Below are 16,678 nucleotides of genomic sequence, written 5' to 3'. Positions count from 1 at the left end.
CCGGCCGGATCACAACAAGGACGCACTGGCGCGACCTTGTTCAACCCGAAAGGAGAAACATCATGGCTAACATCGGCACCTTCACCGCAGAGAAAGACGGCTTCACCGGCACGCTTCGCACCCTGACGCTCAACGTCAAGGTCAAGCTGGTTCCCAACGACAAGGGCGACACCGAGAACGCCCCCGACTTCCACCTGCAAGCGGCTGGCCACGAAGTCGGCGCAGCGTGGAAGAAGACCAGCGAGGCCGGGCGGGAATACCTGTCCGTATCCATCGACGACCCTTCGTTCCCGGCGACGGTCTATGCCCGCCTGATCGAGAACGAGGACGGCACGCACGACCTGATCTGGTCGCGCAACAAGCCGAAGGCGGCCTGACAGCCGCTTACCGCGTCCCGCCCACTGCGGCGGGGCGCGATGCTGCTGATCGCAGCACCGCACGCGCAGGATTTCTGCTGCTGCCGCGTGCTGGATACGCCCGTCACCGCGGGCCTGCATGCGTGCCTTGTGGCTCGCAATCCGTGTCAACGAGCGGTGTGTGGCGTGTCGGCGCTGTAAGCGCCGCCGGGCTTTCGGGCTTCGCCCCGTGCCGGCAAGCCGTCACGGCCATCCGGCTTCAATCCCTCACGCCTTCGCGCCTGCGGCGCTGCGCGCTCCGCTTGCTGCAATTCAGTACCACACGCCAACGCGCTACGGCGTGTCGGGCTCTTCCAATATCGCCCTGAGTTCCTGGCGCACCTGTGCCAGCAATTCATCAGCTTCGCGGGTGCTGTCACCGGCATAAGCCAATGTGAGCAGCGTGAGCGGATGCACTTCCATGACCTCGCACAGATCGGCCAGCTTCTGGATGGTTGGGCTTTTCAGGTCGCGCTCCAGCGTGCTCATGTAGGTGCGACTGGACACGTTGGAGAACGCTTCCTGGCTCAAACCACGCGCCTTCCTTACCGTCCGAATCGCCGCTGCCAATGAGTTCTTCGCTGCCACCTATGGTTTCCCCAAAAAACCAAGATGACAGCCCATTGCGCCCTATAGGACTACAATCTATAGTGTTCATTTGGTGGTGATGTTTTCCTTTTCCGTGCTTTTACGGAGATCCGCATCTGCGGATTTCCTCAGACCCAGGGAACCGCGTCCGTGTCTTTCCTGACTTCCACCAATACGCCTTCGTGCCTCTCCGCTTTTGCGGCTTCGTGCGCTTGCGCATACGTGCATCCGTCCGCAGGCACAGATGCGCCTCGGCGATTGCGTGTGTTCGTGGAAGGGGCGCGGCCTTGACCACGCTTGTCACCGAGGAAGACCGGGTGCACCTACTGGCCCACGGCCTCACCCGCGCCGCAGGCCAGGAATGTGACCCGCTGCCCGTGGTGCGCCTGTTCACACCGGACGCACATGCGACCTGGCTATTGGCCGCGCTCGATCCGACCGATGGCGATACGGCCTACGGCCTGATCGACCTCGGGATCGGGATGCCTGCCCTGGCGACGGTGAAGCTGTCCGATCTGGCGTCCATCGTCGGGCCGCTCAAGCAGCCCGTGATACGAGATCGGTACTTCCAGCCGACGCGGCCGCTGTCGGAATACGTTCGACTGGCTCAGGAAAACGGTTCGATCACCGATTGACGCATTCCAGCGCGACCAGGCAAAAAGTATCGCATTGTGACTATTTCGGTCTTAGCCAAGACCTGGCAAGTCTTGATCCGCATGCTTGCACCAGGGTGGTGCGCTCCTGACCAAAACAGTCATGATGCCAGGCGCGAGATTCGGCACGGTGTTCAATGCTGCACCCCATTTCCGGGCGGTGCAGTCGTCGCATTTAGACGATTTCGGCAATGCACTGGAGCGAATCTGTCTTGACACCAGCAGTTAAAGCGTAACCCGAGTTTGATGACCACTTGATGGCGATTCGATAGCTCCCGCACAGCGGAATTGTGGCGACGTTCCCAGAAACAGGGAGGTTTCGCCATGACTGACCGCAGCAGCCAACACTGGTATCCCACGGCCGCGTATCTCTACACGCTGCACCTCGATGGCCCAGCGCTGGCTTGGGAGTATTTGCGCAGGAATGCAAGCTACCGGCGCGACTGGCTACGCCGGCGTCGCAAGCCAGATGCGGCGCAGGCCTGGGGCCTGCGCCTGCTGGAAGATCCCGGCCTGGATGCGCGCGATGCACATCCTGCTTGGTTCCCCGATCACGACGGCGTGGTGCAGCTATACCCCGACGCCGACCCACCACCCGATGCGCATACCTTCGAGTTCTGGCGCATTCCTGGGCGCAAGCAACTGACCCACGACGGCAAGCGCCTGGTGCTTGTATCGCATTGGCCAGGCTGCTGCGTTCGGCTCGCACTCGCACCCGACCTAGAAGATGGCTCGGCCTATCTCTACGCCACACGCGCCTGCGCCACGCCCTGTGCGCGCTACCGCACGCTCGCTGCGAAGCTGGATGCGCTATCTGCCGCAACCGTGGCCGCGCCTGTGGCAACAGCCCGCTCTCGCCCCACGCCCGCCGCGCTGCTGGAACTGCATACCTTGCAAGCGCTCGACGCGACCCTCGCGGGAGCCTCTTTGCGCGAAGTGGCCGAAGGTCTGTTCGGCGCGGATGCCGTCGCGGCCGACTGGCACAAAGACAGTGCATTGCGTGCCCGCGTGCGGCGGCTGGTACGCCGCGGCGATGAGCTGATGCACGGCGGCTACCGCCGACTAGCGCAGCTTCCAATGTTCCCGTCGCATTAGGGGGGACGTTTCTCGACCCGTGCGAATCGTCCCTTAGCAAGAAGCCTTGCTTTCTTGAGAGTGCCTCTATCCGGCCGCGTGGTGTGGCCGGGCTTGATGGAGGTACATCCCATGCGACCTGCTCCCTCGCGGCCTGCCGCCGCTGCCGTCACTGCGACCTCGCAGCCTCAACGCTACCTGACAAACGACGAAGCCGCCGACTACCTGCGGCTGTCGCCGCGCACGCTGGAGAAGCAGCGGGTGATCGGCGGCGGCCCCAAGTTCCGCAAGTTCGGCCGCCGCGTCATGTACGCGGTGTCCGACCTCGATGCCTGGGCCGACCAGCGCAGCTACGAGGCCACGTCCGATCCCGAATACGCCGAGCGCCACGCGGGCGACTACCGTGATGGCCGCTGATCGTCGGCGCGTGGGTGGCCTTCGCCATGTCCAGCCCGCCAGGGCAAGCCTTGCCGCAGCGCGAACAGCTCGATCTGTTCCGAGCGCTGCCGGGCGACATGGCGCCACGCGATTCCCAGGACTTGATGGCCTTTCCGTTCTTCTCGCTTGCCAAGTCGCGGCGCACGGCGCCGATCGACTTCCGCAGCGGGAACGTCACCATTCGCGTGGAAGGCACGCAGGAGCACGGCATCGCAACGATATGGGATGCCGACGTGCTGATATGGGCCGCCTCGCAGATCGTGGAGGCGCGCGACGCGGGCCTGCGCCCGTCGCGCTGGATACGCGCCACGCCTTACGAGATTTTGCGCTTCATCGGGCGCGGCACGTCCCTCAACGACTACCAGCGCCTGAAGGCCGCCCTCGACCGGCTGCAATCGACCACGGTGGCCACGTCCATCCGCGAAACCACGGGAAGGCGCTTGCATCGCTTCTCGTGGATCAACGAGTGGAAGGAACTCGCCGACGCCAGCGGCACCCCGCTGGGCATCGAGCTGATCTTGCCGGACTGGTTCTATGCCGGCGTGCTCGACGCCGCCCTGGTGCTGACCATCGACCCGGCCTATTTCCGCTTGAAAGGCGGTATCGAACGCTGGCTGTACCGCCTGGTGCGCAAGCATGGCGGGCGGCAGGAGCACGGCTGGCAATTCGACTTCCGACACCTGTACCGCAAATCCGGCAGCGCGGCCCGCTTCTCGGACTTCGCCTACGACGTGCGCGCCCTGGTGGCGCGGCAGTCGTTGCCCGGCTACGTCCTCGGCATCGAGCGGATGCCGGACGACAACACCGAGCTGCTGACCTTCCGGCCCGTGCCGCACGCGGCACGGGGATAACTGCGGGAGAACCTGTGGACGGCCTCGTGCTATCAGGAGTACCGGGTATCGTGCTATCAGGAGTACGACCCTCGTGCTATCAGGAGTACGAAAACGCCGGAAAGCCAACAACGGCGCGGGTTTGCGTTCCCTCTAACTTACCTAACAAGAAATACATAACTTTTAGTAGAAGCGCGCCGTTTCGGTGGACAACCACGAAATGGCACGCCCAGGCCGGCTTTCCAGCTCGGAGGGCCGCGCCATGATCTTCGCGTTTCTCAACCAGAAAGGCGGCGTCGGCAAGACCACGCTCGCCACGCACATCGCCGGCGAACTGGCGATGCGCGGCCTGCATGTCATCCTGCTGGATGCCGACCCGCAGGGGTCATCGCTCGACTGGACGCAGCGGCGTAGCCAGCAGGGCCTGCCCCGTCTGTTCAGCGCCGTGGGCCTTGCCCGCGAAACGCTGCATCAGGAAGCGCCAGAACTCGCCAGGCGGGCCGATCACATCATCATCGACGGCCCGCCGCGCATCGCCGCCCTCGCGCGCTCCGCGCTGCTGGCGGCCGAGCGCGTGCTGATCCCCGTGCAGCCCAGCCCCTACGACGTATGGGCTTCTGCCGAGATGGTCGCACTGATCCGCGAAGCACAGGTGTTCCGGCCAGCGCTACGCGCGGCCTTCGTCATCAACCGGCGCGTCAGCACCACCATCATCGGCAGGGAGGCACGGCAATCGCTGGCCGAACAGCCGCTGCCCGCGCTGCGCTCGGAGATCCACCAGCGCATCGTCTTTGCCGACAGCGTAGCCGCTGGCCGGCTCGCCCGCGAAACCGCGCCCGACAGCGCCGCTGCCCGCGAGATCGCCGCGCTCACCGACGAACTGCTGCGGTGGCCGACATGACTGGAAAGCCATCACCACGCAGCAAGCGCGTCGGCATCGGTGTACGTCCCCCAGCGAATCCGCACGCCGAAGCGTGGATTCGCCAGGGCGACGCAGATGCCTTGCAGAAAGGCGACCTCTACACCGCTCGACTGACGCTTGACATCACGCCCGCCATGCGGGCGCGCATCAAGGTGTCGGCCTTCACGCGAGGCGTGACCGTAGCCGAACTGCTGCGCAGCCTGCTGGAGCGGGAGTTTCCCCCGGAGGGCACGCCGTGAACGCATCCGCTTCGACCGCCCACACCCCCAAAGCAAGTGCGCCCACGGCTGCACCGCCGCCGGCGCCTTCGACACTCGCCGGCCAGGCCGGCAACGTGCCGCTGACGCGCGTGGCGCTGACCTACATCGAACCCCGCTTCAAGCTCTACCTGCGCTTCGGCGAACCGGCGCGCACGCTCCAGCTCGACCGCTGGCGGCGCTGCGCCGTGTTCCTGCCGAACGCGGTTCTGTGCCGCATCCGTTGGCAGGCCAACGACTACGGCACGATCCGCTGGCAGCTCATGGTGATGCAGACCGCCACGCCGCTGGACGCCGTGCAACGCATCCCCGGCGTGCAGCCGGGCGCGCGTCTGCTGTTGCACGCCGAAGGCGATGCCAACGTTCGCGCCGTGCTGGAACGCATCGACGACATCGAGGCGCTGGGCATCGCAGCCGCAGACACATCGCCCGCGTACTGGCGCACGCTCGCGAACCGGCTCGCAGCGCGCTCGGCGTTACCCACATACACCACAGAACGGCACGCCGCCTGGCTGGCAGGGAGGGCATTGCCATGACCACGATTTCCACGACCGGCCCCGTGCCGCATCCTCGCTCGCGCCTGCGCACTCGCCTCGTGCTGGCAGGCTTCGCCACCGTCGGCCTCGCTGCGCTGGCCTGGGCTGCGTTCGTGCAGCCCCTGCCGCGAATGGCCTACAACCCGTCCGACAGCGTGGCGGTCGGTTGGTATCGCATCGAACCGTTCGACCCGCGCACCGCCTCGCGGCCACGTCCGCTGTCCGTGGACAGCATCGTGCTGGTGCCGCTGCCCGACAGGGCCGCCATGCTGGCTGCGCAGCGCAGTTACCTACCGACCCGCGTTCCGCTGCTCAAACGTGTGGGCGCAGTCGCGCCACAACACGTCTGCATCGTCGCCGGCCAGGTTCGCATCGACGGCGTGCCGGTGGCCGCCGCCCTGCCTGCCGACCGGCAGGGCCGACCGCTGCCATCCTTGCAGCTTTGCCGCCGTCTCGAACCGGGCGAACTGTTCCTCTTGAGCGTGACCAACCCAGCGTCGTTCGACAGCCGCTATTTCGGGCCGGTCAGTGCATCCACCGCGATCGGCGTTGCGCATCCGATCTGGCTGGAGACACGTCCATGATGGCCGCCGATTCGCTGCACTTTGCCGCGCCTCTCATCGTGCCATCGGGCATGTCGTTCTACTGTTCGTCGCCTTGTCATCGCACGTGCAGTGCGGGTGCATTCGCACCGCACTTCGCGCTGCCTTCGGCGCAGCCGTCCAACGTGCAGGCGTCTTGCCTCGAACGCGCCTGGCCTGCGGCCATTGGCGTGTTCGCCGGCGGGCTGGCTGCTGGTGCAGCAGCGCCGCGGGGCCGCCGATGCCCGGAGCGGGAGCGAGGGGCAAAGGCGGAAGGCAAGACAAAAGGACGCGGCACCGGGCCGCGTCGAAGGCCTGTCTGCACATGGGGGTGGCGCGGCACGGAGCGGCTTTGCCGCCGTGCCGCGTGGGGCGCGAGGCCCGCGCCAATGCAGGCATGTCCGCGTGCTTCGCACGCCCGGAGACGCCGGAGCTTGCCAGGGGCGCTGCCATGACCGACCGCCGCGACGACGATTTCCGGGTGCGCCCTGGCGCGCCGAAGAACCGAGGCAAAGGCCAGGGCCAGAGCTTCGTTTCCAAGGTGCTCAAGCGGGCTGGCAAAGCCAGCGGCGGCAAGTCGGCGGTGCGCCGTCCTGTCGCTGGCGGGAGCGGCCAGCACGCGGGCCAGCGGCCCGGCTCACGGCTTGGGCGCGGCCATACGGCAGCGCGCTTCGCAGGTGCAAAGCTGACACCCATGTCACGGCGCGTGACCGTCAAGACGCTGCTGGTCAACCAGCGCAACGCCAGCCCGCAGTCGCTCGCCAAGCACCTGCGCTACATCGAGCGCGACGGTGCCGGCCGGGACGGCGAGCCGGGCCGTGCCTACGGGCCGCAGACCGACCATGCCGACCTCGATGCCTTCAAGGAACGCTGCCAGGACGACCGACACCATTTCCGTTTCATTGTTTCCCCGGAAGACGGAGCCGAGCTGGACGACCTGCGCACCTACACCCGGCACCTGATGAACCGCATGGAGGCCGACCTGGGAACGCGGCTGGATTGGGTGGCGGTCGATCACTGGAACACCGACAACCCGCACACGCACCTGATCGTGCGCGGACGCGACGATACCGGCAGAGACCTCGTCATCGCGGGCGACTACATCGCCCACGGCTTCCGCCATCGCGCCGCCGAGCTGGCGACGGAATGGCTGGGGCCGCGCACCGAACTGGAGATCCAGCAGACCTGGCAGCGCGAGGTGAAGCAAGAGCGGTGGACGAGCCTCGACCGCACGTTGCAGCGCGAGGTCGGCGAGGATGACCGGGTGCGGATCGAACGCTTCAACGAACCGACGTTGCAACGCCAGCGCCTGCTACTGATCGGCCGGCTGCAACGCTTGCAGCGGCTCGGCCTGGCCGACGAGGTGCAGCCCAGCACCTGGGCCATCCATGCCGACGCTGAGAAGACCCTGCGTGCCCTGGGCGAGCGTGGCGACATCATCCGCACCATGCAGCGCGCCATGAGCGGCCAGCCGCGCGAGCTGGCGGTATTCGAGCCGGCCGACGACGGCCGTACCCTCGTCGGCCGCGTGGCCGCCAAGGGGCTGGCCGACGAGCTGCACGACCGCGGCTATCTGGTCATCGACGGCGTGGACGGCAAGGCCCACTACGTCGCTTTGAACGCCCGCGACGAACTGGCGAGCTACCCCACCGGCGCGGTGGTGGAGGTGCGTGGTTCCGCCGAGGTACGGGCGGCGGACAAGAACATCGCCGCACTGGCGAGCGATGGCCTGTACCGTACCGATCATCACCTGGCGATCGAGCAAGGCCGAGCCAAGCCCGGCCGCGACCCGCAGGAAGTCGTCGCGGCCCACGTCCGACGGCTGGAAGCCCTGCGCCGGGCCGGCATCGTGGAGCGCGTGGCGGAAGGGCTATGGAAAGTGCCGGACGACCTATCCGAGCGTGGGCGCCAGTACGATGCGCAGCGACTGGGCGGCGTGGCCGTGGACCTGAAATCTCACCTGCCGATCGAGCGGCAGGCCCGCGTGATCGGCGCCACCTGGCTCGACCAGCAACTGATCGGCGGCGGCCGGGGATTGGGCGACCTGGGCTTTGGTGGCGATGCCAAGCAAGCCTTGCAGCAGCGCGCCGACTTCCTCGAAGAACAGGGGCTGGCCCAGCGGCGTGGGCAGCGGGTGATTCTCTCCCGGAATCTGCTGGAAACGCTGCGCAATCGGGAGCTGGCGCAGGCCGCCCAGCACATTGCCGCCGATAGTGGGTTGGAGCATCGGCACGTCACAGACGGGCAGCGCGTAGCCGGCATCTACCGGCGCTCGGTCATTCTCGCCAGCGGTCGCTATGCGCTGCTCGATGACGGCATGGGGTTCAGTCTGGTGCCTTGGCGGCCGATAATCGAGCCACGACTGGGGCAGCAGATCGCCGCGACTGTACGCGGCGGCGGTGTGTCATGGGAGGTTGGACGGCAACGAGGTCCTGGGATTGGATAGGGGCCGTAGGCTGTCGTACCGAGTTAAGGTGTCGAGCAGCGTTCTGGCCCTAGCTTCTGTGCTCCGTTAAGGCGACTAGTCTGTGCTTATCGCCGACGCTGTGGGTGCATGGTTGCTTGCCGATTCCGGTGCAACTCGCAAACGCGCTGCCCCGACCTGAACTGCCCATTCAACGATCTGCCCGGCCAACACGTCCGTCGCGACACCGAACGCGCTCACCACATCTGCCTCTCGCTTGCTGCCTGTAGCTTGGATTGCTTCGAAGCGTCTACTGGCAATAGCAGTCCGTTTGGCCGGATCGACCAGTTGCACATCGAGCCGAACCCGAACCGCGGCGATCGCTTCAGTGCCGCGGTATTCGAGCTGGAACGCCCGTAGCGTACTGCGCAACTCCATATCGGCGCTCATTGGCGTGCTATCGGTAATCACCGAAGTCGACCGCCCATCGCGCATGAAGGCTTCGACGATTCGGTCGCGTAGCAGCACCGGTGCGGGGTCGGCCCAACGCACTCCTTGCCAAGCCGACAAGCGACCATCGGGCTGCGCAATGAAAAGCCGCTCCGAATCCAGGACGCGACTACTCTCAGGGGCGTAGACGCGCAGCGCCCCAGGTCCAGGAACGGCGCGTGGCGTACTCTCCGCCTGGGCGATGTGATAGTCGGGCAGTTTGTAGGTGACCATTGGAGCTGTTTTGGGAAGCACACTGCACGCGGACAAGCCGAGTACTAGCGTCATAGTCGCGGCAGCGACGGGAATCATCCTGGCGGAAGTGTTCACGGCTTGGTTTCCTCAATGTTCTCTCCACCGAGCAGGTATTGCGCCGGATTGCGATCCAGTCGGCGCAGCACGGTGTTTAGATTGGCCAGCGCCTGCTGGAGTTCGTGCATGGCAGGGCCTGTGGCGGCCATGCCTTGGTTCAGCGATTCCTGATTGTTTTGCAGTAGCGTCTCAACCCTGAAAGCGGCGCGTTCGAGGGATGCCGTTGCATCACGCGTGTTCACCATGATTTGCTTACCATCGTTATTTAGTAGCAGGTTGGCATCGCGAAGAGTGCTATTTGCTTGGCGCACGGCAGCTGTCGATTCTCTGCTTGCTTCGGTCAGATTGCTGATTAACGTCGCGATCTCGGCCCTCTGGTCAGCGACCGCGCCCGTAGTCTGTTCGAGATTCACTAGACTGCGGTGCACAAGAGCCAAATTCTCCTTCGACAGTAACTCCTGCGTGCGCAGCAAGATGCCGTTGAGTGTCGTCATGCTGTTACCCTCGCCGGAGACCAGGGATGCCATCGCCGAACGTGGCGCGAGGATCAACGGTTCCTCGTCCTCTTTCCGATCCAGCAATGGCACGTTTGGCCCACCGTCGCTCAACTCGATCACCGCGTTGCCGGTAATTCCCGTGATGACCAATTCAGCGCGGGTATCCTGCCGGACCGGGATGGTGGCATTGATACGCACGCGCGCTATCGCCCGCCTTGGGTCAGGCGGCGAAAGAGAAAGTGCAACGACTTCGCCAATCGTGATTCCGCTGTACTGAACCTGGCTGCCGGGCGTAAGCCCGGTCACTGGCTCATCGAACATGATCCGGTAATACTGGTAATCGTGGTCGGAACGTGTGTCGCTGAGCCAGAGCGCGAAGCCGATACCAATCGCACCGAGCAGCACGACGAACAGACCAATGAATACATGATGGGCACGTGGCTCCATGATCAGACCACCTCGTTTTCAGAGTGTAAATATTGCGTGCGCCCAGCCCAATGCGTGCGCGACGGAAGAATGATGCAGATGCGGAAGGGTTTCATGGCTGCGTCTCTTGGCTGGAAGCACCAGTGGCCTGTGCGGCCGCACGGCCACGGGGGCCGTGAAAGTATTCCTGTATCCACGGGTGCTTGAATCGCTCGACTGCCTCGATGCCGTCGTTGATGAGTACCTTCTGGTTCGCCAGGACCGCGACACGGTCGCATATGGTGTACAGCGTATCGAGGTCGTGGGTTACCAGAAACACCGTGAGACCCAGTGCATTGCGCAGGGTCAGAATCAATTGGTCGAAAGATGCAGCCCCGATTGGATCCAGTCCTGCGGTGGGTTCGTCAAGAAACAGGATGTTCGCATCAAGCGCCAAGGCTCTCGCCAGTGCTGCTCGTTTCACCATGCCTCCGGACAACGAGGCCGGATATTTGTCTCCCGCTCCGGCAGGCAACCCCACCAAGCCCAGCTTGCTTCTTGCCAAACGCTCGGCAAGAGGCCGCGCCAGACCGACATGCTCGATTAAAGGAAGAGCGACGTTCTCCAAGACGGTCAGCGATGAATACAACGCGCCCTTCTGGAACAGAATGCCGAACCTTCGCTCCATACGCGCGCGTGCAAGCCATTGGGCTCGCAGTAGGTCGCGCCCCCCGATACGGACCACGCCCGAATGCGGCTTCTGCAGCCCGACGATGCTACGCAAGAGCACGGATTTCCCGGTGCCTGATCCTCCCACCACGCCAAGGATTTCCCCGCGTCGCACGTCCAGGTCCAGGTCCTGATGGACCTGCTGGGTTCCAAACCTGTTGTCTAGGCCGCGCACTTCAATAGCGTGTCGCACACCGTTGTCGGTGTCTTCCTTCACCGCGCTCACCAGCCCATCTCCATGAAGAACAGTGCAGCGATGGCATCGATCAGGATCACCATGAAGATTGATTGCACAACACTAGAAGTCGTGTGGTCGCCTACCGACTCAGCGCTACCGGCGACCTTGAACCCTTCATGGCAGCCGATAGCGGCGATCATCACCGCGAAGAGCGGGGACTTGCTCATTCCGACAAGAAAATGGCGCACCTCGATTTTTTCCTGCACGATGGCAAGGAACTGTGCAGGAGGAATCTCCAAGCTCAGTGCGCATACAGTGGCGCCGCCCACAATGCCAGCCAAGATGCCTACTAATGTGAGCAGTGGCAAGGACACAAGAAGCGCCAGCACGCGTGGCAGCACCAGCAACTCGATGGGGTCGAGCGCGTTGGAGCGAAGCGCATCGATCTCTTCATTTGCCTTCATCGAACCGATTTGGGCGGTATACGCGCTTGCGGTACGGCCTGCAATCAATATGGCCGGGAGCAGCACTCCGAACTCGCGCATGAACGAGAAGGCGACCAGATGCACCGAGAAGATGCTCGCACCGAAGTTGGCCAGCACCGTTGCGCCCAGGAACGCCACCACCATTCCTACCATGAAGCTCAGTAGCGCCACGATGGGAATGGCGTCCACCGCTGACCGCTGGATTTGAGCGATCACCGAGGTCGTGCGCCAGCGACGCGGGTGACGAACGGTACGGCTCCATGTTTCGATGATCTGACCCACGAACCCGGCCAGACCAAGACACGCACGACAGCCCTGTTCCACGGTCAGGCCTATGCGTCCCAGACCGCGGAGCAGAGGATTCCCGCTCACCGCTGCTTTGTCCGTCTTCTGCTGAGCGGTAGCAGCGGCGGCAAGCGCTTTCATTAGGGCGAGGCGATCCGGGGACAGATTTGGAGCTGCCTCCGGCCGGTCGAGTATCGAGTCTGGCCCGAGAATTTCCACCAGCAGAGCCGCGCCGGCGGTGTCCAGTCTCTGGACTTGCGTCCAGTCGAGCAAGGGAGTGGCGTACCCCTCGGCATGGCTGATGCGGGCGGCGGACACGGATTTTGCCAGACTGGCGTAGTGCTCTATCGTCCAGTCGCCACCCGCCAGCCATTTGTGATCACCGCCGACCATGGCATCCTGCCGGAGCCAAGCCTGTGAAGCGTTGCTCATGGCTGCGTGTCCCGCCAAGCGCTGTCGATGCGCTCGATGCAGTTCGTGATCGCCGCTTTGGCATGACCCAGCAATGTGTACGAACCGGCGAACTCTTTAATGACGTTGCCGCGCTCGAAGCAACTGGCGGCAGCAACGCGTCGTCCCGTACTTACATCGACTGCTTCGAACTCTAGGCTGGCACCGCCCGTCGTCACGGGTCCAACCAGCAGGGTCGTCATTGCATTGACTGCCCGATTCGGTGTCTGCAGTTCGGTGACCGCTACACGCACCCGAACCTGTCCCGTGCCACCTGGGGTGGCGGGACTTTTGCCTTCCTGGCGTTTCAGTTCGCTCGTCACATGGTCTAGCACTTCACGCTGCTGCGCGTCATCGAGCCCATCGATGCGACCCGAGGCGGTCTTGATCTGCGCATCTTCCACCACGACAGCGGCATAACGCTTGGGCTCGAATCCCGCTGCGCGGTACATCAGTACGTTCTCGTATCGTGTCGGCGATAACTTCTCGTAGTCGCCGAGAAATCCGGAGCGCGTCATGCTGTTGGTCGCGCATCCAGAGAGCGCGGCTGCTACGCAAAAAAAAATGCCGCCGCGGATCAATGCAGTTTTGCTCTTCATAATGGGTCTCCTTGATCAAACGAAACTAAGACAGGCAATGCCTGCTGCGATGAGGGCGGTGCCAGACCAGCGCGTCACTGATGCGAGATCGCCTAGCAAGAGGGCGCCGATACCCAAGTTTCCAAGTAGCCCGATTCCTGCCCAGGCTGCAGAGGCCGCGCTGATCGGAATCCGCTTGAGCGCGAGCCACAAAAGTGCGCCGCTGGCCGCCATGCACGTCACTGCCACACAGAGGCCGACCCAGCGCGTCGGACCGCCCGCCGTGATGGCCCGCAGGCCCAATGGATAGCCCGCTCCTAGAACCCCTGCGGCAATGACAATCGACCAGGATTTCCAGATCAGCGGATGGATGCTGAATCGCATAAGCCTAGCGAGACATACGGATGAAGCGTGGGTACATACGAATTCTGAGAATGCGCAGCACGAGGCGGTCCGCAAGAGACTCATGAGCGATCTCCATGCGCGGTGGCGGCACTCAGGCTCCACGGCCCAATTCGCTTGATTCCAAACAGGACTTCGTAAAGCAACGGAATCAAGCCCAACGTCACCAGCGTTCCGAGCGCCAGCCCACCGATCATCGCGATCGCCATCCCTGTCCATAACGGTCCGGAGAAGAGCATGAGTGGCACCAGTCCCGAAATGCAGGTGACCTTGGTCATCACGATTGGACGAAGTCGTTGTATCGCGGCCCCAACCAAGGCTTCATGGCGCGGCAGGCCTTCCGCTAAGCCCTGGTCGATGCGTTCCAGCAACAGCACGGCGTTGTTGACAATGATCCCGAACAAGGCCAGTACGCCGAAGGTCGCCATGAAGCTGAAAGGTGTGCCGGTTAGCTTCAGAGCCAATACCACGCCGATAAGCGTGAAAGGGATCGTCGCGAGGATCACACCGAGCTTGCGGAAGGAATTGAACTGCCATACGAACAGCATCAGCATCGCCAGAAATGCGAGGGGCATGTAGGTCGACAGCGCGGCGTTCGATTCGGCAGCTTCCTCGATCTCGCCGCCAAGTTCGACCGAGTAGCCCGCGGGCAGGTCCAAGGCAGCGACGCTAGGCACCAGGCGGTTGACGATCTCCTGGGCGGTGTAGGAGGTGTTCTGTCCTTGCACGGTGATCGTGCGGATGAGATTGCGCCGTTGGATGACCGATGGCTCGCTCGCGAGCGATACGTCTGCGACCTGGGCCAGCGTCACCGCCGGACCGCCGTTGCTGGGATAGATGAGCGTCGCGCCTACGTCTGCCGTGCTGCGACGCTCGCTTACGATGCTGCGCAGGACGATCGGAACGGAGGTGTCACCGTCGCGAATCACCGAGATCGATCGGCCGCTGTAGCGGACATCCAGCCCGCCAGCGATGTCTTCAGTCGTTACGCCCGCCCGACGCGCGCGGTCCTGGTCAACCTTTACGTCGATGCGGCCAATGCGCGTATCCCAATCGTTCTTGACGTTGATGGTTCCGGGCAGCTTGCGCAGTGCTGCTTCGATTTTGGACGCAGCCTCCAACAATACCTCCTCATCCGGACCGCTGACACGATAGATGGCGGTCCCTGATTCGGTCGCACCGAGCGAGAAGCGCTTGGGCTCGGCGCGCACGTCGCCATGTGCGTGCGCAAAGTAGCTGCGGGTTCGGGCGAGGACAGCGTCGATGTCGCTCTTCGGCTTCAGTGTGACAACGAAGTACGCGATGTTCGATGCCGGCAGCGGTGGATTCAGGCTAAGGATGAAGCGAGGTCCACCATCGGCGACGTAGCCGATGTGATCGGAGACTTCTGGATTGATGTTCTTGTCGCCCAGCCAACTACTGATCTGCTTCACGCGTGCGAGCGTTTCGCGCGAATCCGTACCTGGGGCGAGCTGCACCGGAATCTGGAACTGAAGCCGGTCGGACTTGGGCATGAAATCGTAAGGCAGGGTGGTGAAGCCATACAGCGCAATGGCAAGCGCCGCGATCATCGACGCTACATAGACCGCCTTATGGTGGAGAACCCACTCCAGTACGCGCCGGTAGCCACGGTAGAAGCGGGTGTCATACGCGTCGCCATGCTCCTGCTTGTGGTGGGGTTTGGCGAAGTGGTAGCACAACAGGGGCGTGACAGTCAGGCACAGCAGCCACGATGCGAACAACGTCAGTGCCAGCACGACCACGAGATTGTGCAGATACTCGCTCGTGGCGTTCTGGCCAAAAAAGAACGGCGAGAACACGATCACGATCACGAGCGAGGACGTGAGCAGCGGAATGGCGAGCGTGCGGCCCGCCTCGAGGCAGGCATGCTTACGATCTTCGCCACCGGCTAGGCGGCGTTCGATGTCTTCGGCAATCACAATGCCGTTGTCCACCAACAAGCCGAGCGCAATGATGATGGCGCCCATCGAGACGTTCTGAAGCTCGATGTTCATCGCGCGCATGACGATGAGTGCACTGAGGATCGTCAACGGCACGATCATGCCCACGATGATCCCGGTTCGCCAACCGAGGAATAGCACGACGACACCGAGGACGACGATGATCGTCTCCATCATGACGTGGTTCATTTTGCCCATCTCGTGCTTGACGACATCGGCCTGGAAAGTGACGTATGACAGATCGAAACCCGCCGGCAGCAGCTTCTCCTGGTCTGCAACCCGTGCTTTGAGCGCTTTTCCGAACTGCTCCACGTTTTGACCAGAGGCCATCGAAACCGCCATGACGACCGCGGGCTGGCCTTTGTAGATGGCGGCAGACTCCGGCGGATCGGCTGGCCGCACACTCACCTGCGCCAGTTCACCCAATGCGATCGTCGGCATGGGCGCCGTACTACTTTGCGGTCGCGGCAGCGCGATCGGCATTGCTCGCAGGGAGGGAGCGTCACTCACTTCGCCACTGACCGCCAAGGTTGCATTGATGCCGCCGACGACAATTTGTCCACCCGAAGCGACGACGTTCTGTTTGACGAGTTGGTCGATCACCCCCTGTGGTGTCAGCTCCAATCGCGCAAGCCTAGGCCGATCGAACTCGAGATAGACGCGCTCTTCCTGCAGGCCGTAGAAAGTGATGCGCTCAATACCAGGCACGGTGTACAGGCGGTCGCGCATCTGCTTGAGCGCGACGCGCATCTCGCTCATGGAGTAACCTGGTGCAGTGACCGCAATCGAGGCAACCGCGACGCGGCCGAAGTCTTCGTCGACGAAAGGCCCCATCGTGCCCTGTGGTAAGGCATCCTTCGAATCGGCGACCTTGGCCCGGACGCGCTGCCAGATCGGTGCCAAGTCGGTGTAGCGGTCCCAGATCGTGACCTGGATCATGGCGCTGCCTGCGCGCACGGTGCTCGTCACGCGCTTGACCTCTGCCAGTTCGCGCAAGCGCTCCTCGATCGGCCGGGCAATGAGTTGCTCAACGCGTTCGGCGGGCAGCCCCGGGTTCAACGCCGTGACCATCGCATCGCGGACCGTGACAGTCGGCTCCTCCTGAGAAGGAAAATTCAGGAAGGTCGCGATGCCGGCGACGAAAATGATAAGCGCTACAAAGTAGGTAAGTCGACTGGCGCGCAGCGCCATCTCGGTGATCTTCATGATGAAGTAACCTGGTGGATCGC

18 protein-coding genes are annotated in these 16,678 nt (G+C 63.5%); 10 read left to right on the top strand and 8 right to left on the bottom strand.

Annotated features, from left to right (window positions below):
* The first annotated feature begins 62 nt into the window (after positions 1-62).
* Entirely contained in the window at positions 63-377 is a 315-nt protein-coding gene (locus CQ393_RS06020; RefSeq protein ID WP_001273857.1) for a DUF736 domain-containing protein, read from the top strand.
* Positions 378-689: 312 nt separating this feature from the next.
* Here CQ393_RS06020 and CQ393_RS06015 read toward each other — a convergent pair whose 3' ends face one another.
* On the bottom strand, positions 690-983 hold the full coding sequence (locus CQ393_RS06015; RefSeq protein ID WP_006379425.1) for a helix-turn-helix transcriptional regulator: 294 nt from the start codon (positions 981-983) through the stop codon (positions 690-692).
* A 287-nt stretch (positions 984-1,270) separates the two neighbouring features.
* Here CQ393_RS06015 and CQ393_RS06010 point away from each other — a divergent pair, with 287 nt between their 5' ends.
* The 9 genes from CQ393_RS06010 (at position 1,271) to CQ393_RS05970 (ending at position 8,720) form a co-directional block, all read left to right on the top strand.
* Complete coding sequence (locus tag CQ393_RS06010) at positions 1,271-1,618, top strand: DUF2958 domain-containing protein (protein ID WP_016487838.1); 348 nt, start codon at positions 1,271-1,273, stop codon at positions 1,616-1,618.
* A gap of 342 nt (positions 1,619-1,960) precedes the next feature.
* Complete coding sequence (locus CQ393_RS06005) at positions 1,961-2,731, top strand: DUF2285 domain-containing protein (RefSeq protein ID WP_006379424.1); 771 nt, start codon at positions 1,961-1,963, stop codon at positions 2,729-2,731.
* A gap of 111 nt (positions 2,732-2,842) precedes the next feature.
* Entirely contained in the window at positions 2,843-3,127 is a 285-nt protein-coding gene (locus CQ393_RS06000) for a helix-turn-helix domain-containing protein (RefSeq protein WP_001247107.1), read from the top strand.
* Positions 3,128-3,153: 26 nt separating this feature from the next.
* Positions 3,154-3,999, top strand: a complete 846-nt coding sequence (locus CQ393_RS05995) for a replication initiator protein A (RefSeq protein WP_022652188.1) — start codon at positions 3,154-3,156, stop codon at positions 3,997-3,999.
* A 241-nt stretch (positions 4,000-4,240) separates the two neighbouring features.
* Complete coding sequence (gene parA / locus CQ393_RS05985; protein WP_003092312.1) at positions 4,241-4,879, top strand: ParA family partition ATPase; 639 nt, start codon at positions 4,241-4,243, stop codon at positions 4,877-4,879.
* Positions 4,876-5,139 carry a hypothetical protein gene (locus CQ393_RS18035; RefSeq protein ID WP_022652187.1) on the top strand — a complete coding sequence of 88 codons (264 nt, stop codon included), beginning with the start codon at positions 4,876-4,878 and terminating at the stop codon, positions 5,137-5,139. Before parA ends, CQ393_RS18035 begins: the two co-directional genes overlap by 4 nt.
* The gene (locus tag CQ393_RS18030) at positions 5,136-5,693 is read left to right on the top strand and encodes a DUF2840 domain-containing protein (RefSeq protein ID WP_006379346.1); all 558 of its coding nucleotides are present in this window, start codon (positions 5,136-5,138) and stop codon (positions 5,691-5,693) included. Before CQ393_RS18035 ends, CQ393_RS18030 begins: the two co-directional genes overlap by 4 nt.
* The gene (locus CQ393_RS05975) at positions 5,690-6,277 is read left to right on the top strand and encodes a S26 family signal peptidase (RefSeq protein WP_006379345.1); all 588 of its coding nucleotides are present in this window, start codon (positions 5,690-5,692) and stop codon (positions 6,275-6,277) included. The genes CQ393_RS18030 and CQ393_RS05975 overlap by 4 nt, the downstream gene beginning before the upstream one ends.
* 448 nt (positions 6,278-6,725) lie before the next feature.
* Complete coding sequence (locus CQ393_RS05970; RefSeq protein WP_016487835.1) at positions 6,726-8,720, top strand: relaxase/mobilization nuclease and DUF3363 domain-containing protein; 1,995 nt, start codon at positions 6,726-6,728, stop codon at positions 8,718-8,720.
* A 75-nt stretch (positions 8,721-8,795) separates the two neighbouring features.
* Here CQ393_RS05970 and CQ393_RS05965 read toward each other — a convergent pair whose 3' ends face one another.
* The 7 genes from CQ393_RS05965 to CQ393_RS05935 form a co-directional block, all read right to left on the bottom strand.
* A complete protein-coding gene (locus tag CQ393_RS05965; RefSeq protein ID WP_016487834.1) occupies positions 8,796-9,497 on the bottom strand; it encodes an ABC-type transport auxiliary lipoprotein family protein in 702 nt (233 codons plus the stop codon).
* Positions 9,494-10,423, bottom strand: coding sequence for an MlaD family protein (locus CQ393_RS05960; protein ID WP_016487833.1), 930 nt, complete (start codon positions 10,421-10,423; stop codon positions 9,494-9,496). Before CQ393_RS05960 ends, CQ393_RS05965 begins: the two co-directional genes overlap by 4 nt.
* Before the next feature lie 91 nt (positions 10,424-10,514).
* Entirely contained in the window at positions 10,515-11,336 is an 822-nt protein-coding gene (locus tag CQ393_RS05955) for an ATP-binding cassette domain-containing protein (protein WP_016487832.1), read from the bottom strand.
* Positions 11,333-12,490 carry an ABC transporter permease gene (locus CQ393_RS05950; protein ID WP_016487831.1) on the bottom strand — a complete coding sequence of 386 codons (1,158 nt, stop codon included), beginning with the start codon at positions 12,488-12,490 and terminating at the stop codon, positions 11,333-11,335. The genes CQ393_RS05955 and CQ393_RS05950 overlap by 4 nt, the downstream gene beginning before the upstream one ends.
* Entirely contained in the window at positions 12,487-13,107 is a 621-nt protein-coding gene (locus CQ393_RS05945; RefSeq protein WP_016487830.1) for a DUF3313 family protein, read from the bottom strand. Before CQ393_RS05945 ends, CQ393_RS05950 begins: the two co-directional genes overlap by 4 nt.
* Positions 13,108-13,122: 15 nt before the next feature.
* A complete protein-coding gene (locus tag CQ393_RS05940; RefSeq protein ID WP_032665245.1) occupies positions 13,123-13,470 on the bottom strand; it encodes an SMR family transporter in 348 nt (115 codons plus the stop codon).
* 80 nt (positions 13,471-13,550) lie between these two features.
* Complete coding sequence (locus CQ393_RS05935) at positions 13,551-16,655, bottom strand: efflux RND transporter permease subunit (protein ID WP_016487828.1); 3,105 nt, start codon at positions 16,653-16,655, stop codon at positions 13,551-13,553.
* Between the last annotated feature and the right edge of the window lie 23 nt (positions 16,656-16,678).

This window comes from Stenotrophomonas sp. MYb238 (assembly GCF_009496535.1).
Taxonomy (GTDB): domain Bacteria; phylum Pseudomonadota; class Gammaproteobacteria; order Xanthomonadales; family Xanthomonadaceae; genus Stenotrophomonas.
The sequence above is the reverse complement of the archived record's forward strand: the minus strand, read 5'-3'. Positions and strand labels throughout refer to the sequence as shown.